The organism is Algibacter sp. (genome assembly GCF_029245835.1).
GTDB lineage: Bacteria > Bacteroidota > Bacteroidia > Flavobacteriales > Flavobacteriaceae > Algibacter_B.
In genome coordinates, this window is record NZ_JAQWOO010000060.1 from 1 (window position 1) to 26,803 (window position 26,803).

Sequence of the window (26,803 nt, forward strand, 5' to 3'; positions counted from 1 at the left end):
GCCTTGATTCATTTTCGTAATTTTGAATTACGAACATAATATTCATTTCAAATCGTCACGCTTCAAAATGAGACTTAAAATACAGACTTACAATAATTTCAAAGAACTTTGTTTAATTTTTAGTGGACACTAGTGAAAATAAGTATAAAAAAAATTAATATTGATAATCCACCAGCAGACGCTAGTTCCATCAGATATATATTAGTTGAAGTACTTATTAAAGAACTTGACGAATAAAAAAAGCAACCATTTCTGATTACTTTTTGAGTTAAAATTCTGATAGACTCTTTTCCTCACGCTTTGGTAATTAATAAAATGTTTTCAAATAAAAAAACGCAACCAAATTAATGATTGCGTTTTATAATACTAGCTTCGGTCTTACGACTTCTTGCTTTTTATTTCACTTCTTCAAAAACTATACTTCGACTTCGCTCAGTACAAACTACTTGACTTCTTCGAAGTCTACGTCCTCTACATCATTACCTTCTGTTTCCCCGTTTTGGCTTGCATCTGGTCCAGGAGCTTCAGCCCCACCTTGAGCTTCAGCTTGTGCTTTGTACATTTCTTCAGAAGCTACTTTCCAGGCTTCGTTTATTTTATCTAAAGCTGGAGTAATAACTTCCAAATCTTTAGTTTCATAAGCTTTCTTCAACTCTTCTAAAGCATCAACAATTGGTTGTTTCTTATCTTCTGATAATTTATCACCAAACTCCTCTAATTGCTTTTCCGTTTGGAAAATCATGCCATCTGCTTCATTCAATTTATCTGCAGTTTCTTTTGCTACTTTATCAGCTTCAGCATTTGCTTCAGCATCCGCTTTCATCTTTTGGATTTCTTCTTCACTTAAACCAGAAGAAGCCTCGATACGAATATCTTGTTTCTTTCCAGTTGCTTTATCTTCAGCAGATACTTTTATAATACCATTGGCATCAATATCAAACGTAACTTCAATTTGTGGCGTTCCACGTCTTGCTGGTGGAATATCACTTAAATGAAAACGTCCAATCGTTTTATTATCCGCAGCCATAGCGCGTTCACCCTGTAATACGTGAATTTCTACAGATGGTTGATTATCTGCCGCTGTAGAGAATACTTGAGATTTCTTAGTAGGAATCGTAGTATTCGCATCAATAAGCTTCGTAAATACATTACCCATTGTTTCAATACCAAGAGATAAAGGCGTTACATCTAAAAGCAATACATCTTTAACATCACCAGTTAACACACCACCTTGAATACCAGCACCTAAAGAAACAACTTCATCAGGGTTTACACCTTTACTTGGTGCTTTTCCAAAGAATTTTTCAACCGCTGCTTGTACCGCAGGAATACGTGTAGAACCACCTACTAAAATCACTTCATCAATATCACTTTTACTTAAACCAGCTGCTTTTAATGCAGATGCACATGGCTCAATCGTACGTTTTACTAAATCGTCAATTAATTTTTCAAAAGCAGAACGTGTTAATGTGCGCACTAAGTGTTTTGGACCACTTGCAGTAGCTGTTATATATGGTAAGTTAATTTCTGTTTGAGCAGAAGATGATAATTCAATCTTCGCTTTTTCAGCAGCTTCCTTTAAACGCTGTAAAGACATTGGATCTTTACGTAAATCCATATTCTCATCCGCTTGAAACTCATCTGCTAACCAGTTAATGATTTTCTCATCAACATCATCACCACCTAAGTGTGTATCACCATCAGTAGACAATACTTCAAATACACCATCACCTAATTCAAGGATAGATACATCATGTGTTCCTCCACCAAAGTCAAAAACCACTATTTTTTGGTCCGTACCTTTTTTATCCATACCGTAAGCTAAAGCAGCCGCAGTAGGTTCATTAATAATACGTTCTACTTTTAAACCAGCAATCTCACCAGCTTCTTTAGTAGCTTGACGTTGGCTATCGTTAAAGTAAGCAGGTACCGTAATTACAGCACGTGTTACATCAGTTCCTAAATAATCCTCAGCCGTTTTCTTCATTTTTTGAAGAATCATAGCCGATAATTCTTGGGGTGTGTATAAACGCCCATCAATATCAACTCTAGGCGTATCATTATCTCCTTTAACTACTTTATAAGGTACACGTTCTGCTTCTTTTTTAGACTCAGAATATTTATTACCCATAAAACGTTTAATAGAATAAACCGTTTTAGTTGGGTTTGTTACCGCTTGTCTTTTTGCTGGGTCACCAACTTTAATCTCACCACCTTCTACAAAAGCGATAACCGATGGTGTTGTTCTTTTTCCTTCCGCATTAGGAATAACTACTGGCTCGTTACCTTCCATCACAGAAACGCAAGAGTTGGTTGTTCCTAAATCGATTCCAATAATTTTACTCATAATATATTTTTTTATTGATTATAGATTTCCGTCTTCACGGAAACGTTGTGTTCATTTTTAATTTCAAGTTGTATAAGTCAATCATTATGCCAACTAAAAAAATATGTCATAGTGTCATATTTATTTTAATTTACAGCCACAGTCGCAGTTTTCAGGCTTACTCAAACGCTTTAAAAAACTCGTTTAGTATTCCTAATTTTACTTTGCATCTTTTTACTTTGCATCTTCGAACCTTTGCGAGACATAAAAGTTATCAGTCGCAGTAAGTAGTAGCAGCAGGCAGTTTTAATCAATCGCAGTAAAACTTTGGTCAACTGTCATCCAACTTCTGTCAATTTTTATTTTTTGGGTGCAACCACAAGGGTCGGGCTATCCGTTACAAGTCCTCGCACCTCCTACGTCGGGCTGTGGGCTTTCCTCTACTATCCCTTGCGCGAGAAAATCAGTTAGAGTCAATATCAACCCAAAACAACTGATAATCAGCGTTCAAGATTCCTCTTAAAGAAAAGTGTAACAGTATCTTCTTATTTTAGTATTTTTACATACTAACTAAACAAAAAAATACATGTCTGTAGCTAAAAAAGAATACAAACGCGTTACGGTAAAAACATTAGTAGATATGAAAGCCAATGGCGAAAAAATATCTATGCTTACTGCCTATGATTATACCATGGCAAAAATTGTTGATGGCGCTGGTGTTGATGTTATACTTGTAGGGGATTCTGCCAGTAATGTTATGGCAGGACATGAAACGACGCTGCCTATTACTTTAGACCAAATGATTTATCATGCATCTTCTGTAATACGTGCTATCGATAGATGTTTAATCGTAGTAGATTTACCCTTTGGAAGCTACCAAAGTGACCCTAAAGAAGCATTACGATCTGCTATTCGTATTATGAAAGAAAGCGGCGCACATTCTGTTAAATTGGAAGGCGGTCGTGAAATTAAGGAATCTATAAAACGTATTTTAAATGCAGGAATTCCAGTAATGGGACATTTAGGATTAACACCACAATCCATTTATAAATTTGGAACTTATACAGTTAGAGCCAAAGAAGAACAAGAAGCAGAAGACTTAATTGAAGATGCAAAAATGCTTGAAAAAGTAGGTTGTTTTGCGATTGTACTAGAAAAAATTCCAGCTAATTTAGCAAAACAAGTAGCCGAAAGTGTTAGTATTCCAATAATTGGCATCGGAGCTGGACCACATGTAGATGGCCAGGTATTAGTTTTACACGATATGCTTGGTATGACGCATGAATTCAATCCTCGTTTTTTACGCAGATACCTTCATTTATATGAAGAAATGACTACGGCTATTTCTCAATATGTTGATGATGTGAAATCTCAGGATTTTCCAAATGAGAATGAGCAATACTAGTTTTCAGTCTCAGTATACAGTCATACTCTTGCGCTTAAAACTTTGCGCCATAGCGTCTTTACGAGATAAATAAAATAGCAGAATTCGTGTCAAAAAAAACTCTTTCTAACAAATCTAACCTCCAGGTCTTATTTGAAGACAACCACATAATCATTGTAAATAAGCGCGCAGGTGATATAGTTCAAGGTGATAAAACTGGAGACAAACCGCTTAGCGATGTTGTAAAAGAATATATTAAGGATAAATACAACAAACCCGGTAATGTTTATTTGGGAACTGTACACAGATTAGACAGACCAACTACAGGACTCGTAATTTTCGCAAAAACAAGTAAGGCATTACCAAGATTAAATAAATTATTCCTTTCAAAGGAGATAAAAAAAACATATTGGGCAATTGTAAAAAATGAGCCACCTAAAAGTGAAGACACCTTAATCCATTGGTTAATAAAGAACCCAAAAAATAACAAGTCTAAAGCGCATTCAAAAGAAGTTCCTGAAAGTAAAAAGGCCATTCTTCATTATAAAATATTGAAGAAATTAGATAACTATTTTCTACTAGAAGTTAACTTAGAAACTGGTAGACATCATCAAATACGCGCGCAATTATCAAGTATAGGAGCTCCAATTAAAGGCGATTTAAAATATGGTTTTGATAGAAGTAATAAAGATGCTAGCATCAGTTTACATGCAAGACATATAAAATTTATGCATCCTGTTAAAAAAGAACCAATCTCTGTTAACGCAACCTTACCAAATGATGCCATTTGGAATGCTTGCTTAAAGTAGTCGCAGTTTGCAGTATCAGTATTCAATCCATTTCGTTTTAATATAATAATCCGTAAATTCAATATCTAAAATATTTAATCATAGTGAATAGCATTTCTAATATATTGGCTGCCCAAAAGTCTTTCTTTAAAACACAGAAAACAAAAGATGTTGATTATAGGTTATCATTTTTAAAAGCTTTAAAAGTAGAAATTCTTGCCAACGAAAAAACCATTTTAGACGCTTTGCATAAAGATTTTAAAAAATCAAAATTTGAAACCTATTTAAGTGAATTTGGTATTGTTTTGTCAGAATTAAATTTAGCTATTAAAAACCTAAAAAAATGGGCTAAACCAAAACGGATTAAAGCGTCTTTATTAACTTTTCCTTCAAAAGATTTTATATATCAAGAACCGTTTGGAACTGTACTAATTATTGCGCCATGGAATTACCCATTTCTATTAGCCTTAGAACCCTTAATTATGGCAATTGCAGCTGGAAACACAGTTGTTTTAAAACCTAGTGAGTTAACTACACATACGTCAAAAGTAATTACAAGAATTATTCAAAATGTTTTTCCTGAGACTATAGCGACTTCTATTGAAGGTGGCGTTGAAACTTCTACTGAGTTATTATCTCAAAAATGGGATTATATCTTTTTCACAGGAAGTACAACAGTTGGAAAAATTGTCGCTAAAGCTGCCGCAAACCACTTAACCCCTGTTATTTTAGAGTTAGGCGGAAAATCACCATGTATTATCGATGATTCGGTAAATGTAAAACTCGTTGCCAGAAGGTTGGTTTGGGGTAAATTACTAAACGGCGGACAAACTTGTATTGCGCCTGATTATGTTATTTCAAAATCCAATATTAAGAAAGAATTAATACAAGCTTTAACAGCTGAAATAACTAAAAGATACGGCAGTAAACCTAAAGAATCAGCAGATTTCCCTAGAATAATAAATCAAAAAAACACAATAAGACTTTCTGAATTACTTAAAAACTCTAACATTATTTTTGGCGGAGACATTGATGAAAATAATTGCTACATCGCCCCTACTTTGGTTGATGAACCAAATTTGGATAGCGCATTAATGCAAGAAGAAATTTTTGGTCCTATTTTGCCTATATTAACTTATGAAACTAAGGAAGATATAGAAAATATTATATGGAACTTAGATAAACCATTATCACTTTATATATTCTCAAACCAAAAATCTTTCATTAAAGAAATCGTTAAAAAATTCAGTTTTGGTGGTGGTGTTGTTAATGACACACTAATTCATTTTGGAAATCACAGATTACCTTTTGGAGGTGTTGGTTCCAGTGGTATTGGCAAATACCATGGAAAACATGGTTTTGATACATTTTCAAATACAAAACCTATTGTAAAACGTGGCAATTGGTTTGACCCTTCATTTAGATACGCACCCTACAAAGGAAAAATAGAATTATTAAAAAAGATGCTTAAGTATTTGGGGTAAATAACTTGACATGTTGAAATGAGATATGATTAAACAACTTATTATCAAATTAAAAATCCATCAATAGAAATGTGATTTCTCCTCACATCGAAATGATAAAAATAAATATTAGAATAATGTATAATTCAAAACTAGATTTACCTCAATAGCAAATTTAAAAGCTCGATACAAGAATATAACCGAGAATAATACTATACTGGAAAACCAAGCATTTCTCCCATACCCACTGTAAAAAGCCAGCAACCATAAATAGCATGTTCAATAGATACCAAAAGCGTAGATTGTGTTTTTTTATAGGTAAAGGCAAATAGTAAGCCGCCCAAAAACGTCACAATAAGAACTAATAAACTATCAAAAAAAACATGTGCCAATGAAAATAAAATAGCATTAACAAAAATAAATAGAGTATCATTTTTAAATAAACCTATATATCTTTTAAAGAAAAAGGTTCTAAATATTAATTCCTGAGGATACACCGAAAAGACGCTGTAAACAACTAATAATACCAACCATTTTAACGGTTTGTTAACTATAACATTAAAGAGTGATGCGCTATCAGTTATCCAAACAAAAAGTGTTGTAATAAGGGCTATTGAAACAAACTTAATAATGGTTGAATTCCAGAAAAATGTCCAATCTATATCTTTTGAGATTTCAAATTTTTGATTTTCAATTTTCAACAGCACAAAAATCACGTAAACAAATCCAAAAAAACCAACACCTAATTTAACCCAAGGGGAAAAGTGTAATGCAAAACTAATTGGCACTAAAACAAAAAAGACAAAAAACTCTAAACCTTTATATTGAATTGAATTCATTTAGAAATTAATAACGTTATTATACTTTACTTCATTAATAACAAACATACTATGCGTACTTCCAATATGATTAATACGAGTTAATTTTTTAACCATAAACTCTCTAAAAGCAGCCATATCTTTTACGATAACTTTAAGTAGGTAGTCGTAATCGCCACTTAAATGATAACACTCAAGCACTTCATCAATTCGCTTAACTTCCCGCTCAAAACTGACTACAAATTCTTGACTGTGTTGAAGTAATTTTACATGACAAAACACCACAAAATTTCTGTCTACTTTTTCTTGGTTAACAACCGCTATATATCCATCAATATAACCTTCTTTTTCTAATTTTTTAATCCGTTCGTAAACCGCAGTAACAGATAAACCTAACTTATTTGAAAGTTCTTTATTGGTTTGTTTACTGTCCTTCTGTAGGAATTCCAATAGTTTTTTATCTGTATTATCAAATATCATAATTGAAAATATTTCTTTGAAATGTTTAAAAACAAATTTAAAATAAATAAATATCCTATAAATATAATATAAAATAGTTTTATTTTCTAAAATATATAAAAATTGTTGTTTATTATTCTTTTTTTGTTAAATTTTGTATTAAAATTAAACTGTTACGATATGGCTTTTAAACCCGCAAATAATATTCAGGATTTACAGTATTTTGGAGAATTTGGAGGCGTTAATCCTTCCATTTCAGATTCGTCAACCTATACCTTTCTATCTGCTAAAACCATGTTTGATACCTTTGAAGGGAACGCCGATGGTTGCTACTTATATTCGCGTCATTCTACACCTTCAAACTTATATTTAGGCGAAGCATTAGCTGCTATGGAAGGCACTGAAACCGCCAATGTATCAGCCTCAGGAATGGGAGCAATAACGCCTGTTATTTTGCAATTATGTAATGCTGGAGATCATATTGTTTCAAGCAGAACTATTTATGGCGGCACCTACGCTTTTCTTAAAAACTTTGCACCTAAGTTTAATATTGAAACCCGTTTTGTTGATATCACCAAACTAGATAGTGTTGAAGCCGCTATTACAAAAAAAACAAAAATAATATATTGTGAATCAGTAAGCAATCCACTTTTAGAGGTTGCTGATTTAAAAGGTTTAGCTGTAATAGCAAAAAAGCACGGGTTAAAATTGGTTGTTGATAATACGTTTTCGCCATTATCAATTTCTCCAGCTACTTTAGGTGCAGATATTGTAATTCATAGTTTAACAAAGTTTATAAATGGCTCAAGCGATACGGTTGGCGGTGTGGTTTGTGGATCGCAAGATTTTATAAACGACTTGCGAAATGTACATGACGGTGCTTCCATGCTTTTAGGGTCGACTATGGATAGTTTACGAGCAGCTTCAATATTAAAAAACCTGAGAACGCTTCATATAAGAATGCAACAACATAGCAAAAACGGGTTGTATTTAGCCAAAAAATTTGAATCTGATGGTCTAAAAACGGTTTATCCTGGACTGAAATCTCATCCTTCTCATAAATTATTTAAAAGTATGATGAATGAAGCTTACGGTTATGGTGGTATGTTAACAATTGATGTTGGCGCTTTAAAGAAAGCTAATGAGTTAATGGAATTAATGCAACATAGAAATTTAGGATATCTTGCGGTTAGCCTTGGGTTTTACAAAACACTTTTTAGCGCTCCTGGAAGCTCTACCTCTTCTGAGATTCCTGAAGATGAACAAAAGGAAATGGGTTTAAGCAACGGGTTAATTCGGTTTTCTATAGGTTTGGATGCTGACATTGAACGAACTTATAAAATGATGCGTGAGTGTATGGTTGAATTAAATATTTTATAGTTAGGTGTATTTAATAAGACAAAAGCATTAATACCTAAATTTTTGCAAAAAAAATTTCTTTTGTTGCAAATGATTCTATTCTGCGGATAGAAGCGCAAGGTATAGAAGTGAAACATTTATGTTCATGAATTCACTAATATAAGATAGAAAAACATGAATAAAAGCCCACAGCGGAGACAAGGAGCAAGGACTTGTAACCCTTCCACTGCACTCAGGATAAACTACTAGCCCGACCCTTGGATTGTGCCCAAAAAATTATTAGTAGAAAATTATATGCCTTTAATACGCTCCCATAAGGATGCCATAATGTTTCCTAAGCTATCGAATTTAGGTTCGAACGGTTTCATGTTTAATCTATTTTCATCTTTATAGAGCAGTAAAGTGAATACGGAAGAATTTGGATTATTTAAGTCTAAAAGCGGGTAACGCAAGTCGTTGTATTGATATTCGTTTTCATTGCGTTTATACACACTGTAATACTGATTGCTAAACCATGCTAAATCTTTAATGTCTTTAAATTCTGAAGGTTTTAAATCGCGTTGTTTCGGTATTTTTCGGAAGTTTAAAAATCGATTTTCGGAATCTAACAAAGAATAATCTGAAACAAAATATGATGCATCCGTTTCAACAATACCATACCACAAAATAGTATTAAAAATGGCGGGTTGCGTACTGAATCTTAATGCACTTATCTTGCTATCGTTTAGTGATTTTCTGAAGACATCATCAATATATAACTTGTTCCCAAGCGTGAATAGCATATACATGGAACTTATGCCAATTCCTAACTTTAACCATAAGCGTCTCTTATCTGATGTCCTATTAAAAAACATCAAAACAACTATACAAATTAAAAAAGGTAAGGTGTATGCAGGATCTGCAACTGCAATATTATTTAGCGCCACACGATAATTGCTGAAAGGCGCAAATAACTGCGTGCCATAAGGTGTAAAACAGTCTAAAATAGGATGTGTAAATAACGCCCAAAAGAATAAACTAATCCAATCGCTTTGCGTTGTAGTTTGTAATCGTTTACCAGAATTATAACCTTTATGTATTAACCACCCTAAAAGAAAAGCTGCTAAAATGGTAAATACAATGGAATGCATGAATCCTCTATGAAACAACATGGCGTCAATTTCATTTCCATAAAGCCAACCGCCAACCAAAACATCTAAATCTGGAATAGTACCACCAATAGCACCAAACAATAAGGCTTTGTTTCCAATTTTCTTTCCCAGTACTGCTTCTCCGCATGCAGCACCTAAAACAATTTGAGTTAGTGAATCCATATAAGTCGGCAAAGTTAACCAACTATTCTGTATATATAACTATTAAGGGATACGTCTTAACCAAACAGCAACTCTGGCACTATTTATATTACCTGATTCTGTTATAGACCTGAACCCCAAAGTAGTTCCTGCAGGAACTGCAACTGGTGTCGCTAAAATTTCTGTATAAGACATATTATCGTTTGCTCCAGAAGCTGTAAACCTAAGTAATTCAGTAAATGTACCATTTGCAGAAATATCGCCAACCCCCATTATAATAGTATCTAAAGCATTAGCGGTATTATCAGCATGAAAACTTACCGCATAAGCCTCCCAATCTTCTGGTAACGGAATTCCTATAAAACCAACATCACCATTCCCATAAGACCATTGCATGTTATTATTAGACAAACCGCCAGTTTCTTCAGCCCAAATAACTACTTTTTCATAAGTAATTTTATTAAAGCCCAACTGTTGCCAATTCGTACCATCACTTTGGAGTTGAATAGTAGATTCATTACTTATTAAAGTTGACGTAGTTCCGCTCAAATCAGTATAACTAGAAATAGTTGGTGTATTATTAGTAGGGTTTTTAACAACGTATATTCTACCAAGACAAGTATTTGCTGCTGGCAATATAATATTATGGTTTCCTGATAATATAATAGTATGATGAGTGTCGTCTAAGGTTAAGTTTGCAACCGTTGTAATAATGTTTACAGACAAAGAGCCGTTAACGTCTAAAGTGGAAAGCGGAGCCGTTGTCCCTACACCTACTTGTGCAGATAGCTTTAAACATAAAAACAGAATAAGATGTGAGAGAAATCTTTTCATTTTTAATATAATTAATCTTCTAAATAAATAGCAATTTCTACAAAAATTAAAAAAAAAACATTGAAAACCTAAATTTACTAAGCTTTTATTATAAAATTATCGTTAATCAAATAAATCAGTAATAAAATAAGATTTACGATGCAAAATCATAATTAGAACTATTAGGTTATTTAAAAAATCAAATAAGTTACTTCATTTTGAAAGAAAATTATAAAATCGTAACATTACATATCAAAAAAATTCCTGATGCAAGACGAAAAAAACATTTCTGCGTTTAAAGCTAACGACCAAAACATTATTGAAAATACAGCGCTTAATTTTTTAGAAGCTCTTATACCAGTTGTATTACTCATGGTGTTACTTTTTTACAATATTATATTTGCAGACGGCGAACTTTTAGGTGAATATTCTAATCAAATCATTTTACTCATAGGGGGTGCTATAGCAGCAATTGTTGGGTTTTTTAATAAAGTTTCAATAAGCCGAATGGGTTCTGAAATATGGGAAAATTTAAAGAGTGTTTTTATCCCTATTATGATTCTATTTTTAGTTGGAGCATTAGCTGGTACATGGTTGGTTAGCGGGGTTATTCCTGCTATGGTATATTATGGATTACAAGTATTAAGCCCTGAGATATTCTTACCAGCATCAGTAATTATTGCTGCAGTTATATCCATTGCTACTGGAAGTTCGTGGACAACCTCTGCTACCGTAGGTATTGCACTTGTTGGTATTGGGACTGCTTTAGGTATAAACCCCGGAATGATTGCCGGTGCCGTTATTTCTGGCGCCTATTTTGGAGATAAAATGTCGCCACTTAGCGATACAACAAACCTTGCTCCTGCCATGGCCGGAACAGATTTATTTACGCATATTCGCTATATGAGTTTAACAACCGTACCAACCATAATTGTAACACTCATTGTTTTTAGTATTTTAAGTTTTACTATCACAACCTCTGGTAGTGCAGATGTGAGTAATTTATTAGAAACTATTAATTATACTTTTAATATTACACCCTGGTTATTTTTAGTACCATTGGCTGTTATTGGATTAATTCTCTTAAAAACAAAACCACTATTAGCATTAAGCGCAGGGGTTTTATTGGCGGCAGTGTTTGCATTTATTTTTCAACCCGATATCCTAAATAGTTTGGGAGATTCTAAATTATCATCAATAATATCATCCGTTTTTACAGACACACAAATAACTACCGAAAACGGAAAATTAAACGACCTCTTTTCTGCTGGCGGTATGAAAGGTATGCTTTGGACGATCTATCTAATACTTTGCGCCATGGTATTTGGTGGTATTATGGATGGTATAGGTGCACTTTCTAGAATTACAAGTGCATTATTATCTGTAGCCACTACAGTTTTTGGATTATTTGCTAGTACAGTCATTAGTTGTTTAGGATTAAACACAATTGCTTCAGACCAATATTTAGCTATCGTTATCCCAGGGAAAATGTTTAAAAAAGCGTTTAAGGACAGAGGTTTAGCCCCTGAAAATTTAAGTAGAACTTTAGAGGATTCAGGTACTGTAACTTCGGTATTAATCCCTTGGAATACCTGTGGCGCTTATCAATCTGGTGTTTTAGGCGTAGGAGTTGGAGAATATTTTTTATTTGCTATTTTCAATTGGTTAAGTCCGTTTACCACTTTATTATTTGCCGCGTTTTCAATTAAAATAAAACAATTAAAATCTTCAAAATAAACAACTAACTTACTCATTTTCAATACGTATAAATAAATCTTATTAATCAATAAGTATTTAAAATTTTATGATGTTCTATTTTCTCTAGTTGTAATCTATTTTTGCACACTTAAAGCGAATTATTAATTGAACTATCAATAAAATAGTTCTCACATAAAATTTAAATAAAATGGCATTAGTAGGAAAAAAATTCCCAGACTTAAACGTTGACGCAATGAATGACATGGGCGACACTTTTAAAGTAAACGTTCTAGAAGAAGCAGTTAACAATAAGAAAAAAGTAGTATTATTTTGGTATCCAAAGGATTTCACTTTTGTATGTCCCACAGAATTACATGCGTTTCAAGCAGCTATTGGCGAATTCGAAAAAAGAAACACCATTGTAATTGGTGCATCTTGTGATACTCCAGAAGTTCATTTTGCATGGTTAAGCACAGCAAAAGATAATGGTGGGATTGAAGGTGTAACTTACCCTATACTTGCTGATAGTAACAGAAATTTATCTAGTGTATTAGGTATTTTAGATATCACTAATGAAACTTACGACGAAGAAACTGGAACCGTTCAAGTTGAAGGCGATAATGTAACTTATAGAGCCACTTACATAATTGATGAAGATGGTGTTGTGCAACACGAAAGCATTAACAATATGCCTTTAGGTAGAAATGTTGGTGAATACCTTCGTTTAGTCGATGCTTTAACGCACGTTCAAGAAAAAGGCGAAGTTTGTCCTGCAAACTGGGAAGAAGGTAAAGATGCTATGGGAGCAAATGCTAAAGCTACTGCTGAGTATTTAGCTGCTCATGCTAACTAGAAATTAAAAAGTCATTGCGCGTTTAGCGAAGCAATCTTTTAATTTTTAGCAAGATTACTTCACTTTATTCGCGCTGACAATTAAATTAGGAATTATGATTAAAGAATTAAACGAAGATAATTTACAAGACTTGGTTGCCGAAAACGAAACTGTAGTGGTTCAGTATTCCGCTACTTGGTGTGGTAACTGCCGCATCATGAAACCGAAAGTAAAGAAACTAGCTTCAGAGTTGGAAGACATTACTTTTGTTATCGCTGACGCGGAAAAGTTTCCGGAAAGTAGAAAGTTAGCAACTGTTGATAATTTACCAACGTTTGCAACCTTTAAAAACGGGGCATTTGTAAACCAAGTGCAGACTAACAAATTTGATGTTTTAAAAGAACTTGTTGAAGAGGTTGTTTAAACAATAAATGTCAGGTTGAGCGCGGTCTAAGCCACAAACCCTTTGGCTGCTCTCAACAAGGCAAATAAGCAAGAGTATAAAAATAAAAATATTCTGCCTTAGCGAATATATAAAAACAGAAAAACTGATGAAGTTACCAGTAATTAAACATCTTACTCAATTTATTGAAGAAAACGATGAAGATTTTGTTGTTGAAACCATTGAAACTTTAGAAGCATTAACTGAAGTATCCGCATTAAAAGATGAAGAGTTAGATGTTATTGGCGAGCTAATATCGAATATGTATGGCGCTATTGAAGTCCATAAAATGACGAAATCTGGAACGCCTAAAAAAGAAGCTTTAAATAGTTTTATGAGCCGCGTTATGGGTTCTATTGACACATAATTGAAAAAGAAAAAGTAGTTTTTTTTAAAACCATCTTGTAAAAGCAAGATGGTTTTTTGTTTAAATTGAACCCATAACTTGACTTTGTTAAAAAAAATAGTTAAACGATCCTCTTTTTTTAAACGCTTGAAAAACTATTTCAAAAGGCCAACAATTTCCTTAAACCCTTTTTCTTCAGCATAATTTAAAGCCATTTTACTTTCATTATCCATTAACTTTTTATCGGATTTATGTTTTAATAACAGCATAACCATTTTAATTTGATTATACATAGACGCAAAAATTAAGGGCGTAACTCCTAGATTATTTTTTGCATTTACGTCTGCCCCATTTTTAATTAGTAGAGCAGCTAAATCTGTATTTCCTTTAAAAGCGCCCCCTATAAGTGCTGTATTGCCGGAATTATCTGTGGCTTCTACTTCGGCATTAAACTCTAACAACGTTTCAACACTATCTTTTTTATCAAAATAAGTAGCAAAAATTAAGGGTGTAAAACCTCTAGCGTCTTTAGCATTTACCAAATCTGGATTTCGTTCTAGTTGAGCTTTAACATGTTCTATTTTACCCGATTGAATCGTACTAAAAAACAACTCCGTTTCGTTCATAATTTTATTTTCAAAAATGAAAAGGGATGAGTCCTATACACTCATCCCAATCAAAATATTTAATTATTAATCTATTTCAAATCAAAACGATCTAAATTCATCACTTTAGTCCATGCGATAACAAAATCGTTTACAAATTTTTCTTGACCATCGTTAGCTCCATAAACTTCGGCAACAGCTCTTAATTCTGTATTAGAACCAAAAATCAAATCTGCACGAGTACCTTTTAATTTCAGTTCACCTGTTCTACGGTCGCGTCCTTCAAAAATACTGTCATCACTAGACGTTGCACTCCAAGTATATGTAAAATCAAGAATATTTGTAAAAAAATCGTTTGTTAAACTACCAACATTTTCTGTAAAAACGCCATAATCAGACCCATCGTAGTTTGCACCTAAAACGCGTAAACCACCAACTAGTACAGTCATTTCAGGAATTGAAAGCGTTAATAGATTCGCTCTATCAACTAATAAATCTTCATCAGCAACTTTTAATTTTGGATTCATATAGTTTCTAAATCCATCAGCCAATGGCTCTAAATATCCAAAGGATTCCAAATCAGTTTGATCTTGAGACGCATCGCCTCTACCTTGAGCAAAAGGCACATTTACATTATGACCCGCTTTTCTAGCAGCCTCTTCTACTCCAGCTACTCCGGCCAAAACAATTAAATCTGCCATAGATATGCTTCCCTTAAATTCGTTTTGAATACCTTCAAGAATTTGCAATACTTTATTTAATTCCTCAGGATTATTTACTTCCCAACTGCGTTGTGGTTCTAAACGTAAACGCCCACCATTAGCACCACCACGCTTATCTGAACCTCTAAACGTAGAAGCAGAAGCCCAAGCTGTAGTCACTAATTGAGATACTGACAAACCAGAAGTTAAAATCATTTTTTTTAGTGATGAAATATCGGAATCACTTAACGTATAATTAACTGTAGGAATTGGGTCTTGCCATAATAACTCTTCTTTAGGTACCTCAGGCCCTAAATAACGATTGATTGGCCCCATATCACGATGTGTTAATTTATACCAAGCACGTGCAAAAGCATCTTCAAAAGCTTTATGATCTTTATGGAAACGTTTTGAGATTTCTAAGTATGTCGGATCCATTTTAAGCGCCATATCTGCAGTAGACATCATAAGTGCTTGCTTTCCATTTGGGTCGCCCGCTTTTGGAGCCATTCGTGCATTTGAAGCTGCAGTTGGTGTCCATTGATGAGCTCCAGCAGGACTCTTAGTTAATTCCCAATCATAATTTAGTAATACATCAAAATATTCATCATCCCAACGTGTTGGATGTGGTGTCCATGCGCCTTCTAAACCACTAGTAATAGCATCATCTAAAACACCTGAATTGAATGTGTTTTTCCACCCCATACTCATTTCCTCTATAGATGCTCCATGAGGTTCTGCACCTACATATTTATCTGGATCTGCAGCTCCGTGAGCTTTACCAAAGGTATGCCCGCCAGCAACTAAAGCCACCGTTTCTTCATCATTCATAGCCATACGACCAAAAGTAATTTTAATATCATGAGCAGATTTTAATGGATCAGGAACTCCATTTGGCCCTTCTGGGTTCACATAAATTAATCCCATGTGTACGGCACCTAAATGACCTTCCAAATCACCATCACTCGTATCATATCGGTCATCATTATCTAACCAACCCGTTTCACTTCCCCAATAAATATCTTGTTCTGGTTCCCAAACATCTTCACGTCCGCCAGCAAAACCAAACGTTGGGAAGCCCATAGACTCTAATGCGCAGTTCCCTGCAAGAATCATTAAATCTGCCCAAGAAATTTTATTGCCGTATTTCTTTTTTACTGGCCATAATAATAAACGGGCTTTATCTAAATTCCCGTTATCTGGCCAACTATTTAACGGCGCAAAACGTTGATTTCCTGTTGCTGCTCCACCTCTACCATCTCCAACTCTATACGTTCCTGCACTATGCCACGCCATACGAATCATAAACCCTCCATAATGACCATAATCTGCTGGCCACCAATCTTGCGAATCGGTCATTAAATCAATCACATCTTTTTTCAAGGCAGCAAAATCGACACTATTAAATGCTTTTGCATAATCAAATGTTTCGCCCATAGGGTTAGATTTTGGCGCATTTTGACGTAGAATATTTAGCTTTAGTTCATTAGGCCACCAATCTCTATTACTTGTTCCGCGACCTGCTGTTTTCTTTTGATCACCGCTTAAAAAAGGGCATTTACTCGCATCCGACTTATTGATATCGAACGCATCTCCGTTGTGACTCTTATTATCCATAGTTGTAGTTTATTATAAAGTGAATTTTTATTTACTAAATTTACTAATTAAAAGTATTCAAAAAACATGAGCTATATTTATTAAAATTATATTCTAATTGGTAAAATTTATAATTTATAAATTTTCAATAGTTTTTAAATATACTAAGAGTTGTCAGTCAGGTTTATTACACATAAAAAAAAATCAATTAATTTTTAACAAAATCGTTAATTAATAAGATTAAATATTCCTATTTTAGATGCTCAAATTAAAACACACAAAAATGGCTGCAATTACATTAAAAGGAAACCCAATTAACACATCTAATAATTTACCAGAAGTTGGCACTAAAGCTCCAGATTTCTTGCTAACAACTACTGATTTGGCAGTACATAGCTTAACAAATTATAAAGGAAACAAAGTGGTTTTAAACGTATTCCCTAGCATTGATACTGGTACTTGTGCACAATCTGTTAGAACGTTTAATGAAGAAGCAAGCGAATTAGAAAACACAAAAGTACTTTGTATCTCTCGAGATTTACCGTTTGCTCAAGCTCGTTTTTGCGCTGCTGAAGGATTAGATAACGTTATTAATTTATCTGACTTTAAAGACGGAAGCTTTGGAAAAGCATATGGATTAAATATTATTGATGGCCCATTAGAAGGTTTACACTCACGCTGCGTTATTATTTTAGATGAAAACGGTACCATTAAATACACAGAACAAGTAGGCGAAATTGTTGATGAACCAAATTACAAAGCTGCTTTAGAAGCGCTTCAAGATGCCTAAGAAAGAATCCTTTTTTATAAACCGATTAAAAAGTGTTGGATATGCATTTAAAGGCGCTCTTTTACTTTTAAAAACAGAAGGTAGTATAAAAATCCAGTTCGTGATAGCTTTAATAGTTACAGCTGCTGGTTTTTATTATAATATCTCAGCAATGGAATGGATTGTACAGTTATTAGCCATTGGTTTAGTAATGAGTATTGAAGCTATAAACACTGCCATTGAAGAAATTGCAAATTTTATTCACCCAGAGCGTCATGATAAAATTGGTTTAATCAAAGATATTGCTGCAGGAGGTGTTTTTATAGCTTCTATCTTTTCTAGTACTGTTGGTCTGATTATATATGTCCCAAAGGTTTTTTAAAATATAAAGGGTTGAAATACGATTAAAAAAGTATCCTTTTTTATCTAAATTTATTCAACTGACAATTATGTAGTAATGCTTTTGCAATTTTTCAAAATAAAGTTTCGTTAACGTTAGTAATTTGTATTTTTGTTCAGCTAAATAAACAACCCTATTTTCAAACAACAGACCATTAATGGCTAAAAGCAAAGCTAAAAAAGCAACTAGAAGGAAACTTAAAGCACCAAGTTTTCAGCTATCTAGTCAACAGAAGTTGGTTTTGGGTAGTTTTTTGGTGATTACTGGTTTCTTACTATTTATTGCGTTTGTTTCTTTTCTATTTACTGGGGAAGCAGACCAAAGTGCTTTATCAGATTTTACATCGCGAGAGGTTAAAACAGAAAACTGGCTAAGTAAGTTTGGTGCTTGGTTAAGCGATTTTTTTATACAACGTGGATTTGGTATTGCATCCTTTATATTTTCTGGATTAATCTTTTTATCAGGTGTTTATGTGTTAATGAACATCAATAAAACTAAATTAAGAAAACATTGGTTTTGGGGCATACTTATTATCATTTGGATTTCAATTCTTTTAGGATTCTTCGGGAATCAAAATGATATTCTTGGTGGTACTATTGGTTTTGAAATTAATAGTCTTCTGCAGGACTATATAGGCAAAATAGGTATTTCACTTTTATTAGTGTTTGGTTTAATAACGTATTTAGCAATTCGTTTTAAAGTCACTTTTGAAAGCCTTACACGTGTTTTTAAATCTGCTAAAAAAGATATTAAAAATGAGCTTTCAGATATGAAAGAAGATATTGTTGTGCCTTTTGACAACAGCCTATCTGACGAAGCTGAAGCTATAAAAACTGCTCATGAAATTTCATTAGAAAATAAAAAACCAGAACCTAAGCCATCTATTAAGCCTAAATTTGAATCAGCACCTTTAGAGGTTAAAGTTCCAGAACCAGAAATCGAAGAAGCGTCTGAGCTTGAAATAAAAGTTGAAGATATTAAAGAAGAAATATCAGAAACCGATAATCTTGCGAATAAACTAGTTGAAGATTTCGGACAGTTTGACCCGACTTTAGAGTTAGCTAAATATCAATACCCTCCACTCGATTTATTAAAGAAGTATGATACGGAAGGTATTACCATTAATCAAGAGGAGTTAGAAGAAAACAAAAATAGAATTGTTGATACGTTAAGCAACTACAAAATTGGTATTGCCAGTATTAAAGCAACTATTGGGCCAACAGTTACGCTTTACGAAATTGTTCCAGAAGCCGGTATACGTATTTCAAAAATTAAAAACCTTGAAGACGATATTGCCTTATCGCTCTCAGCACTAGGCATTAGAATCATTGCACCTATCCCAGGAAAAGGAACTATTGGTATTGAGGTACCTAATAAAAATTCAACCATCGTTTCGATGCGTTCGGTTATTGCGTCCAAGAAATTTCAAGCATCAGAAATGGCGCTACCCATTGCTTTAGGTAAAACTATTAGTAACGAAACTTTTGTTGTCGATTTAGCTAAAATGCCTCATTTGCTTATGGCAGGTGCTACAGGTCAAGGAAAGTCTGTTGGTTTAAATGCCGTTTTAACGTCTTTACTTTACAAAAAGCATCCAGCTGAAGTTAAATTTGTTTTAGTAGACCCAAAGAAAGTTGAACTCACACTTTTTAATAAAATTGAACGCCATTATTTGGCTAAACTTCCCGATGAAGCTGAGGCTATAATTACAGATAACACTAAAGTAATTTACACATTAAATTCATTGTGTATTGAAATGGACAATCGCTATGAAATGCTAAAAAATGCACTTTGTAGAAATATAGCAGAGTATAATATAAAATTTAAAGCTAGAAAACTAAACCCCAATGAAGGACATCAATTTTTGCCGTATATCGTTTTAGTAGTAGATGAATTTGCCGATTTAATAATGACTGCTGGGAAAGAAGTAGAAACCCCAGTAGCAAGGTTAGCACAATTAGCACGTGCCATTGGTATTCACTTAATTATAGCAACACAGCGCCCAAGTGTTAATGTAATAACGGGTATTATAAAAGCTAATTTCCCAGCACGTATTGCCTTTAGAGTATCTAGTAAGATAGATTCGCGAACTATTTTGGATGCTGGTGGAGCAGACCAACTTATTGGTCGTGGAGATATGCTTTATACACAAGGCAATGATATGGTTAGAATACAATGTGCCTTTGTAGATACACCCGAAGTTGAAAAAATAGTTGATTTTATTGGTTCTCAAAAAGCCTACCCTGATGCCTATTTACTTCCTGAGTATGTTGGCGAAGAAAGTGGCACAGGTATTGATATAGACATATCAGACAGGGACAAACTATTTAAAGACGCAGCCATAGTTATTGTAACAGCACAACAAGGTTCGGCATCCTTATTACAGCGTAAGTTAAAATTAGGTTATAATAGGGCTGGTAGAATAATAGATCAGCTAGAAGCAGCAGGAATAGTTGGTCATTTTGAAGGTAGCAAAGCAAGACAAGTTTTAATACCAGATTTAATAGCCTTAGACAAGCATTTAGAAGACGAATTATAATTTAAAAAGAAAGATGAAAAAATTCTTAACCTTATTATTAATTACACTTTCACTTAATACTTTCGCCCAAAACAAGGCAAAAACTTTATTAAATGAAGTTTCAGAAAAAGTTAAAAACTATGATAATATTTCATTAGATTTTAAATATGTTTTAGAAAATATTTCAGAAAATATAAAACAAGAAACTAAAGGTGATGTTGTTATGCAAGGTGATAAATACAAATTAAACATCCTTGGGATATCCAGACTTTATGATGGCAAAACCATGTACAGTATTAGTAATGAAGATGAAGAGGTTACTATAACTTCAAATATTGATGATGAAAATGATGCCATAACACCAAGTAAAATGTTATCTTTTTATGAAGACGGCTACACCTACAACCTTGATATCATGCAAAATATAAACGGAAGAAAAATCCAATATGTAAAGCTTACGCCTATCGATTCCAATTCTGAAATAAAAAATATTCTTTTAGGTATTGATGCGCAAACGAAACATATTTATAACTTGATTCAAATTGGTAAAAATAGCACGAAAACAACGCTTACTGTAAATTCTTTTAAAACAAACGAGCCTTTATCAAAAACCTTATTTACCTTTGATGCCAACAAATACAAAGATTATTATATCAATAAACTAGATTAGGTATCACGTTTGAAAATACTAGACCGTTACATACTAACTACATATCTTAAAACTTTTATCAGCGTGTTTGTTATACTCATGCTGATTTTTGTATTGCAAACTATTTGGCTCTACATAAAAGAGTTAGCTGGAAAAGATCTTGACATTATGGTTATTTTTAAGTTTCTGGCCTATTTTATGCCAAAACTTATCCCTTTAGTACTGCCACTTACCATACTTTTAGCCTCCATAATGGTTTTTGGAAGTTTTGCAGAAAATTATGAATTTGCTGCTATGAAATCTACAGGTATTTCATTACAGCGCGCCATGTCTGGACTAAGTGTTTTTATAATTATCTTAGGTATTGTTACCTTCTTCTTTTCAAATAATGTTATTCCTTGGGCAGAATTAAATTCATATAATTTACGACGAAATATTGCCAAACTAAAACCTGCTATGTTACTTGCTGAGGGGCAGTTTAATACTGTTGGCACCTACAATATAAAATTCGCTGATAAATATGGAGATCGTGATCAATTTCTAAAAGATGTAACTATACATGTAAAAGGAAATGATGGAAGAACAAATGCAACTGTAATTAAATCTAAAACTGGAGAACTAGCCAGTAAAGAAGACTCAAATGTTTTAAAACTTATTTTGAATGACGGGCATTATTATATGGATGTTTCGCCTAAAGATAGAAAAGCAAAAAACAGAAAACCATTTACAAAAAGTACTTTTGAAACAAAAATAATCAATATTGACTTATCACAAATAAATAACGTTGATTTTGATGAACAGTCCCAGACTGATAAGTATAATATGCTAGATGTTGGAGGTTTAAATAAAACTATAGACTCTCTTGTTGTTAAATATAACGTCGAAAACGAAAAATTCTCTAATAATTTACAATTTAGGTCTGGATTAAATAAACTCAATAAAAAAGCTAAAATAAATAAAGATTCAACCTATACGGGTCCTATTTTAAAGCTTTTTGACACGAAAAAGAAATTAGAATTGGTTGATGTTGCATTAAAATCTGCGATAAGTTCTAAACAACTTATTATTTCAAAAAAAACTACCATGAAAACCTCTAGAGCATGGCTTAGTAGACATGTTATTTCTTTACATGAGAAATTTGCATTGGGTTTTGCATGTGTTATTTTATTTTTTGTTGGCGCCCCTTTAGGCGCTTTAATACGAAAAGGCGGTATAGGTTTGCCTATGGTAATCGCTATTCTTTTATTTTTAACCTATCACTTTATAGGAATATTTGCTATAAACAGTGCTAAAACTGGAGATTTCAACCCTATTATTGCTCCTTGGTTTTCAACTTTACTTATGCTACCTCTTGGTATTTTCTTAACAAAAAGGGCTACTGCAGACCGAGGTTTATTTGAATTTGAAAATACTTTAGAACCTTTAAAAAAGGTATTCAAATTTAAAGACAAACATGCTATTGATTATAAATTTCTATCAGATTACAAAAAAGATGAATTGATTAATATTATTAATAATTATGAAGCTCTTGGGCATCCTGAAGCTATAAGACATCGTGCCATAAAGCTTCTAAAATCAAAAGGTCTATCAATTAATGATATTAGAGAAAGCGGAGTAGATATCAATACTAATTACAGTATTACTGAAACTATAAAAACGAATTACAACGAACATTCAAAATTTGCTATAGTACTTTATAGCATTGGCATTGCCCTATTAATTCTTTTCTTTGTTTTTAAAAATAATAACTTATTACCTTTAGCAACCGCCTCAATACAACTGAGTATTGTTTCATTAATTTTATATGTTATTTATTTTATTAAGTCCATTATAAATTCATTTCAATTTTATAATCATATTAATAAAAAACAAAATAAACCTAACTTAATCCTTTTAGTACTTGGACTTCCATTTTACTTCCTGACATATTTATTTTTAAATGAGAAAATGAAAGGCGACTTAAAAGTGAATTGTTTAGAATCTTTAAAATAAGCCATATCTTTGGAAAATGATGGCAAACACTATGACACAAAAAGAAAAAAAAACATTTAAGCTTAATACAATACACGAAGCTATAGACGATATTAGAAACGGAAAAGTTATTATTGTTGTTGATGATGAAAACCGTGAAAACGAAGGCGATTTTTTGGCTGCTGCCGATAAGGTAACTCCAGAAATGATAAACTTTATGGCTACTCATGGAAGAGGTCTTATTTGTGCGCCCTTAACTGAAAACAGATGTAAGGAGTTAGAACTAAATATGATGGTTCGAAACAATACAGATCCTATGGAAACGGCCTTTACAGTATCCGTAGATTTAAGAGGCAATGGTGTTACTACAGGAATCTCAGCAAGTGATAGAGCTAAAACAGTACAAGCATTAATTAATAACGATACAAAACCTTTTGAGTTAGCCAGACCAGGACATATTTTTCCATTAGTTGCTAAAGAAGGTGGTGTTTTACGAAGAACGGGGCATACTGAGGCTGCTATTGATTTTGCAAGATTAGCAGGTTTAAATCCTGCTGGAGTGATTGTAGAAATCATGAATGAAGATGGTTCTATGGCACGTTTACCACAACTGATTAAGGTTGCAAAAAAACTGGATTTAAAGATTGTTTCTATTGAAGATTTGGTTGCCTATAGAATGCAACATGACTCTTTAATTGAGAAGAAAGAAGACTTTCAAATCAAAACACGTTTTGGAAGTTTTAGATTAAGGGCCTACAAACAAACTACAAATAACCAGGTTCATATAGCTTTAACAAAAGGGCAATGGGCAGCTAATGAAGAGGTGCTTACCAGAATTAATTCAACATTATTCAATAATGACATTTTAGGAACCCTTACCAATAATGCAGATAAGCAATTAGATAATATGTTTAAGCTTATAAATGATGCAGGTAAAGGCGCTATTATATTTATAAATCAAGAAATTCAATCTATGAATGTTTTGAGTCGTTTATCTTTTTTAAAGGAAAACCAATCTTCAAATGAGATTGCTAAAGCACCAAGAATTAATATGGATAATCGTGATTTTGGTATTGGCGCACAGATATTACATGACTTAAATATTCATAAACTACTTTTAATATCTAATACAGAACAAACTAAACGTGTTGGTTTAATTGGTTATGGTTTAGAGATTGTTGATTACGTTAAATATTAATCTACTACAATGCGTTTTTAATAATATTTACCATTTTATTAGCGCGTTCTTTAACCTCATCTTCTGTCCAAGACAACTTTATTAAACAAGATATATTTCTAGATATATATTTATCAGAGTTTGAAAAGTCTTTAGTTTTAAGATATTCCAAACCTTTTTTTACTTCTGAGGAAATTGGATAAAGTGATTTTAAATCTTTTAGATGGTTCCATTCTCTAATATAATGCCAACTATTATTGTAATAATTCCAACATACATCTACTCCATGCTCTGTGAAACCTTTTGACACTTTGCTTGCAGTTTCTAAATCAGGCAAAAAGAAATTTAAAAAAGCACAACTTTCTACTCCGCCATCTGGAACTGTTCTAAAAGTAACTTCTGGAATTTCTGAAAGAGCTTCTCTTAATATATTAAAATTTCTTTTTTGAATTTCTAGAAACTCAGGTAAACGCTTCACTTGAGCTAATCCTACTGCGGCGTGGAGTTCTGAAATACGAAAATTATAACCAATAAATGGATGCGTTTCTGCACCTCTATCGGTACCTATATGATCGTGACCATGATCGCTATAATGGTCTGCATTTGTATAATATTGTTTATTATTAGTTATTACCGCCCCGCCTTCGCCGCAGGTAATGGTCTTTACAAAATCGAATGAGAAACATCCTAAATCGCCTATACTTCCTAGTGGTTTCCCCTTGTAGGTGCCACCAATAGCTTGACATGCGTCTTCAACTAATAAAACGTTGTGTTTATTTGAAATGACCTGCAAAGCATCCATATTTGCCATACTACCACACATTTGTACAACCATTATCGCTTTTGTTTTTGGTGTGATGGCTTTTTCGACAGCTTCTGGATTTAATCCAAGTGTATCATCTATATCTACTAATATGGGTATGGCGCCGAGTATCATAATAGCCTCAAAACTGGCTACGAAAGTAAATGTTGGCATAATAACCTCATCTCCTGCACCTACGCCTGCAGATGCTAATGCAACTGATACTGCTGCTGTTCCGCTGGAAACTAATTGCACATGTTTGGATTGAAAGGTGTTTTGAAGTTCTGATTCTAGTGCTTTGGCTTTCCAATGTCCGTTTCGCATACCATCAAAACCATAACGCATCAACACGCCATTGTCAAGTACATCATTTACTTCTTTTCTTTCTAAATCTCCAAATAATTCAAATCCTGGCATAATTTCAAATATATTTTTTAAGTTGAATTGGACTTTTTTGCGTTAGGGATTGAGGTATTGTTGAAGCTCTTTTTGTGTTGTTGCACCTATGCAACACAAAAAAGCGACTACCGAAAGCCCGACCCTTGTGGTAACGCCCAAATTTTTTATATTGTTATTACGGTTTCTTCAATTGGTTTTCTAACTTTTTTAAAACTTGAAAACATATCGTCTTCGGCGCGATAACCTATTGGTAAAAGTAATACTGATTTTAATCCTTTTTGGTCTAATTTAAGAATTTCATTGTACTTTGTTGGTAAAAACCCTTCCATAGGACAAGAGTCTATACCTTCGATGGCGCAAACTGTCATTAAATTACCAAGCGCGATAAAGGCTTGATTTGTGGACCATTGTTGCCGCTCTTCTACCGACATGCTTTGCATCATTTTTATTAAATCTTCTCGATATGGTTTTAATATATTTTCTGGGGTGTCGCGGATGTCTTTTATGTTTTTGTAATAATTTGTTACATCGGCGCCAATAATATCGTTTTGAATACAAATTACGAGTAAGTGCGAGGCGTTTAAGACTTGTTTTTGGTTATATGATGCAGCTACTAATGACGCTCTTATTTTTTTATCTTCTATAACGATTAACTTTAATGTTTGCAAACCAAAGGAGGTTGCTGTAAGATTAAAAGCTTGGGTGATAATATCTAATTTAGTTTTTGAAAGTTTTTTTGTGGCGTCAAATTTTTTTGTTGCGTACCTCCAATTAAGCTGTTTTATTATATCCATTATAGTGTTATCGATTTATGCAAAAATAAGGTTTGCAATTTTCTTTTTGCGGTATTGGTATATAAAATATACACATGGAAAAATACTTAAAATTTATTATGAAAAAGTTAAGTTTTTATTTGAATAGAATGAAAAAGGACGTTATATTTGCACCCGCATTCAGGCAAATAGCTTGATGAGGCACTCAAGGAGAAATGGCAGAGTGGTCGAATGCGGCAGTCTTGAAAACTGTTGAGGGTCACACCTCCGGGGGTTCGAATCCCTCTTTCTCCGCTGATAAAGTTGTCAAAAAAAACTTTAAAAGTCAAAACCCTTTAAACATTACGTTTAGAGGGTTTTTTGTTTTTGGTATATATTCAAAATACGATTATATATCAAAGTTAGGTTACCCTATAGGTTACC

General features: G+C 33.3%; 24 protein-coding genes and 1 tRNA gene. 16 read left to right on the plus strand and 9 right to left on the minus strand.

Translation table 11 applies throughout. The features are described 5' to 3' along the window. The first annotated feature begins 132 nt into the window (after positions 1–132). The gene (locus P8K68_RS09770; protein ID WP_300250183.1) at positions 133–237 is read left to right on the plus strand and encodes a DUF4377 domain-containing protein; all 105 of its coding nucleotides are present in this window, start codon (positions 133–135) and stop codon (positions 235–237) included. Between the two features lie 205 nt (positions 238–442). Here the strand turns inward: P8K68_RS09770 and dnaK are convergent, their stop codons facing one another. After that, positions 443–2,347 carry a molecular chaperone DnaK gene (gene dnaK / locus P8K68_RS09775; protein ID WP_300250186.1) on the minus strand — a complete coding sequence of 635 codons (1,905 nt, stop codon included), beginning with the start codon at positions 2,345–2,347 and terminating at the stop codon, positions 443–445. A gap of 565 nt (positions 2,348–2,912) precedes the next feature. Here dnaK and panB point away from each other — a divergent pair. The 3 genes from panB to P8K68_RS09790 all read left to right on the plus strand — a co-directional run bounded on the left by panB (position 2,913) and on the right by P8K68_RS09790 (position 5,982). Further along, positions 2,913–3,731 (plus strand): 3-methyl-2-oxobutanoate hydroxymethyltransferase, encoded by an 819-nt coding sequence (gene panB, locus P8K68_RS09780; RefSeq protein ID WP_300250188.1) that lies wholly within the window; start codon positions 2,913–2,915, stop codon positions 3,729–3,731. An 86-nt stretch (positions 3,732–3,817) separates the two neighbouring features. Further along, positions 3,818–4,519, plus strand: a complete 702-nt coding sequence (locus P8K68_RS09785; protein ID WP_300250195.1) for an RluA family pseudouridine synthase — start codon at positions 3,818–3,820, stop codon at positions 4,517–4,519. 83 nt (positions 4,520–4,602) lie between these two features. Next, positions 4,603–5,982 carry an aldehyde dehydrogenase gene (locus P8K68_RS09790; RefSeq protein WP_366143743.1) on the plus strand — a complete coding sequence of 460 codons (1,380 nt, stop codon included), beginning with the start codon at positions 4,603–4,605 and terminating at the stop codon, positions 5,980–5,982. A gap of 191 nt (positions 5,983–6,173) precedes the next feature. On the opposite strand, the gene P8K68_RS09795 is transcribed toward P8K68_RS09790, so the two are convergent. Beyond that, a complete protein-coding gene (locus tag P8K68_RS09795; RefSeq protein ID WP_300250200.1) occupies positions 6,174–6,800 on the minus strand; it encodes a CPBP family intramembrane glutamic endopeptidase in 627 nt (208 codons plus the stop codon). Further along, entirely contained in the window at positions 6,801–7,259 is a 459-nt protein-coding gene (locus P8K68_RS09800; protein ID WP_300250203.1) for an Lrp/AsnC family transcriptional regulator, read from the minus strand. A 159-nt stretch (positions 7,260–7,418) separates the two neighbouring features. Between P8K68_RS09800 and P8K68_RS09805 the strand changes: the two genes are divergently transcribed. Further along, positions 7,419–8,618: an aminotransferase class I/II-fold pyridoxal phosphate-dependent enzyme gene (locus P8K68_RS09805; protein WP_300250207.1), complete on the plus strand. Its 1,200-nt coding sequence runs from the start codon at positions 7,419–7,421 to the stop codon at positions 8,616–8,618. Between the two features lie 269 nt (positions 8,619–8,887). On the opposite strand, the gene P8K68_RS09810 is transcribed toward P8K68_RS09805, so the two are convergent. Together P8K68_RS09810 and P8K68_RS09815 are read right to left on the minus strand one after the other, a co-directional pair. Next, on the minus strand, positions 8,888–9,910 hold the full coding sequence (locus P8K68_RS09810) for a metal-dependent hydrolase (RefSeq protein ID WP_300250212.1): 1,023 nt from the start codon (positions 9,908–9,910) through the stop codon (positions 8,888–8,890). Positions 9,911–9,952: 42 nt separating this feature from the next. Further along, entirely contained in the window at positions 9,953–10,723 is a 771-nt protein-coding gene (locus P8K68_RS09815) for a hypothetical protein (protein ID WP_300250215.1), read from the minus strand. A 246-nt stretch (positions 10,724–10,969) separates the two neighbouring features. Between P8K68_RS09815 and nhaC the strand changes: the two genes are divergently transcribed. The 4 genes from nhaC to P8K68_RS09835 all read left to right on the plus strand — a co-directional run bounded on the left by nhaC (position 10,970) and on the right by P8K68_RS09835 (position 14,041). Beyond that, entirely contained in the window at positions 10,970–12,439 is a 1,470-nt protein-coding gene (gene nhaC / locus P8K68_RS09820; RefSeq protein WP_300250217.1) for a Na+/H+ antiporter NhaC, read from the plus strand. Positions 12,440–12,608: 169 nt separating this feature from the next. Further along, positions 12,609–13,253, plus strand: coding sequence for a peroxiredoxin (locus P8K68_RS09825; RefSeq protein ID WP_300250220.1), 645 nt, complete (start codon positions 12,609–12,611; stop codon positions 13,251–13,253). Positions 13,254–13,347: 94 nt separating this feature from the next. Beyond that, positions 13,348–13,656: a thioredoxin family protein gene (locus P8K68_RS09830; RefSeq protein WP_300250223.1), complete on the plus strand. Its 309-nt coding sequence runs from the start codon at positions 13,348–13,350 to the stop codon at positions 13,654–13,656. Between the two features lie 127 nt (positions 13,657–13,783). Next, positions 13,784–14,041: a hypothetical protein gene (locus P8K68_RS09835; RefSeq protein ID WP_300250229.1), complete on the plus strand. Its 258-nt coding sequence runs from the start codon at positions 13,784–13,786 to the stop codon at positions 14,039–14,041. Positions 14,042–14,175: 134 nt separating this feature from the next. On the opposite strand, the gene P8K68_RS09840 is transcribed toward P8K68_RS09835, so the two are convergent. Next, entirely contained in the window at positions 14,176–14,646 is a 471-nt protein-coding gene (locus P8K68_RS09840) for an ankyrin repeat domain-containing protein (RefSeq protein ID WP_300250232.1), read from the minus strand. A gap of 71 nt (positions 14,647–14,717) precedes the next feature. Continuing rightward, positions 14,718–16,943: a catalase/peroxidase HPI gene (gene katG, locus P8K68_RS09845; RefSeq protein ID WP_300250235.1), complete on the minus strand. Its 2,226-nt coding sequence runs from the start codon at positions 16,941–16,943 to the stop codon at positions 14,718–14,720. A 262-nt stretch (positions 16,944–17,205) separates the two neighbouring features. On the opposite strand from katG, the gene tpx reads away from it, so the two are divergent. The 6 genes from tpx to ribB all read left to right on the plus strand — a co-directional run bounded on the left by tpx (position 17,206) and on the right by ribB (position 24,427). Next, the gene (gene tpx, locus P8K68_RS09850; RefSeq protein ID WP_300250239.1) at positions 17,206–17,712 is read left to right on the plus strand and encodes a thiol peroxidase; all 507 of its coding nucleotides are present in this window, start codon (positions 17,206–17,208) and stop codon (positions 17,710–17,712) included. Continuing rightward, positions 17,705–18,073 carry a diacylglycerol kinase family protein gene (locus P8K68_RS09855; protein WP_300250242.1) on the plus strand — a complete coding sequence of 123 codons (369 nt, stop codon included), beginning with the start codon at positions 17,705–17,707 and terminating at the stop codon, positions 18,071–18,073. The genes tpx and P8K68_RS09855 overlap by 8 nt, the downstream gene beginning before the upstream one ends. A gap of 175 nt (positions 18,074–18,248) precedes the next feature. Further along, positions 18,249–20,630, plus strand: coding sequence for a DNA translocase FtsK (locus P8K68_RS09860; RefSeq protein ID WP_300250244.1), 2,382 nt, complete (start codon positions 18,249–18,251; stop codon positions 20,628–20,630). A gap of 13 nt (positions 20,631–20,643) precedes the next feature. Next, positions 20,644–21,279 carry an outer membrane lipoprotein carrier protein LolA gene (locus tag P8K68_RS09865; RefSeq protein WP_300250249.1) on the plus strand — a complete coding sequence of 212 codons (636 nt, stop codon included), beginning with the start codon at positions 20,644–20,646 and terminating at the stop codon, positions 21,277–21,279. Between the two features lie 9 nt (positions 21,280–21,288). Then, positions 21,289–23,250, plus strand: a complete 1,962-nt coding sequence (locus tag P8K68_RS09870) for an LptF/LptG family permease (RefSeq protein WP_300250251.1) — start codon at positions 21,289–21,291, stop codon at positions 23,248–23,250. 16 nt (positions 23,251–23,266) lie between these two features. Next, entirely contained in the window at positions 23,267–24,427 is a 1,161-nt protein-coding gene (ribB, locus tag P8K68_RS09875) for a 3,4-dihydroxy-2-butanone-4-phosphate synthase (RefSeq protein ID WP_300250255.1), read from the plus strand. A gap of 4 nt (positions 24,428–24,431) precedes the next feature. Here the strand turns inward: ribB and P8K68_RS09880 are convergent, their stop codons facing one another. After that, positions 24,432–25,625 (minus strand): DegT/DnrJ/EryC1/StrS family aminotransferase, encoded by a 1,194-nt coding sequence (locus P8K68_RS09880; RefSeq protein WP_300250259.1) that lies wholly within the window; start codon positions 25,623–25,625, stop codon positions 24,432–24,434. Positions 25,626–25,771: 146 nt separating this feature from the next. After that, positions 25,772–26,401, minus strand: a complete 630-nt coding sequence (locus P8K68_RS09885; RefSeq protein WP_300250264.1) for an NAD(P)H-dependent oxidoreductase — start codon at positions 26,399–26,401, stop codon at positions 25,772–25,774. A 188-nt stretch (positions 26,402–26,589) separates the two neighbouring features. Between P8K68_RS09885 and P8K68_RS09890 the strand changes: the two genes are divergently transcribed. After that, a tRNA-Ser gene (locus P8K68_RS09890) sits at positions 26,590–26,674 on the plus strand. Positions 26,675–26,803: the final 129 nt, after the last annotated feature.

Coding starts and splice junctions, on each gene's coding strand:
- P8K68_RS09885 (WP_300250264.1), bottom strand. CDS start 26,401: ATGGATATAATAAAACAGCTTAATTGGAGGTACGCAACAAAAAAATTT.
- tpx (WP_300250239.1), top strand. CDS start 17,206: ATGGCTGCAATTACATTAAAAGGAAACCCAATTAACACATCTAATAAT.
- panB (WP_300250188.1), top strand. CDS start 2,913: ATGTCTGTAGCTAAAAAAGAATACAAACGCGTTACGGTAAAAACATTA.
- P8K68_RS09795 (WP_300250200.1), bottom strand. CDS start 6,800: ATGAATTCAATTCAATATAAAGGTTTAGAGTTTTTTGTCTTTTTTGTT.
- P8K68_RS09830 (WP_300250223.1), top strand. CDS start 13,348: ATGATTAAAGAATTAAACGAAGATAATTTACAAGACTTGGTTGCCGAA.
- P8K68_RS09805 (WP_300250207.1), top strand. CDS start 7,419: ATGGCTTTTAAACCCGCAAATAATATTCAGGATTTACAGTATTTTGGA.
- P8K68_RS09835 (WP_300250229.1), top strand. CDS start 13,784: ATGAAGTTACCAGTAATTAAACATCTTACTCAATTTATTGAAGAAAAC.
- ribB (WP_300250255.1), top strand. CDS start 23,267: ATGATGGCAAACACTATGACACAAAAAGAAAAAAAAACATTTAAGCTT.
- P8K68_RS09810 (WP_300250212.1), bottom strand. CDS start 9,910: ATGGATTCACTAACTCAAATTGTTTTAGGTGCTGCATGCGGAGAAGCA.
- dnaK (WP_300250186.1), bottom strand. CDS start 2,347: ATGAGTAAAATTATTGGAATCGATTTAGGAACAACCAACTCTTGCGTT.
- nhaC (WP_300250217.1), top strand. CDS start 10,970: ATGCAAGACGAAAAAAACATTTCTGCGTTTAAAGCTAACGACCAAAAC.
- P8K68_RS09815 (WP_300250215.1), bottom strand. CDS start 10,723: ATGAAAAGATTTCTCTCACATCTTATTCTGTTTTTATGTTTAAAGCTA.
- P8K68_RS09800 (WP_300250203.1), bottom strand. CDS start 7,259: ATGATATTTGATAATACAGATAAAAAACTATTGGAATTCCTACAGAAG.
- P8K68_RS09825 (WP_300250220.1), top strand. CDS start 12,609: ATGGCATTAGTAGGAAAAAAATTCCCAGACTTAAACGTTGACGCAATG.
- P8K68_RS09865 (WP_300250249.1), top strand. CDS start 20,644: ATGAAAAAATTCTTAACCTTATTATTAATTACACTTTCACTTAATACT.
- P8K68_RS09840 (WP_300250232.1), bottom strand. CDS start 14,646: ATGAACGAAACGGAGTTGTTTTTTAGTACGATTCAATCGGGTAAAATA.
- P8K68_RS09855 (WP_300250242.1), top strand. CDS start 17,705: ATGCCTAAGAAAGAATCCTTTTTTATAAACCGATTAAAAAGTGTTGGA.
- katG (WP_300250235.1), bottom strand. CDS start 16,943: ATGGATAATAAGAGTCACAACGGAGATGCGTTCGATATCAATAAGTCG.
- P8K68_RS09880 (WP_300250259.1), bottom strand. CDS start 25,625: ATGCCAGGATTTGAATTATTTGGAGATTTAGAAAGAAAAGAAGTAAAT.
- P8K68_RS09860 (WP_300250244.1), top strand. CDS start 18,249: ATGGCTAAAAGCAAAGCTAAAAAAGCAACTAGAAGGAAACTTAAAGCA.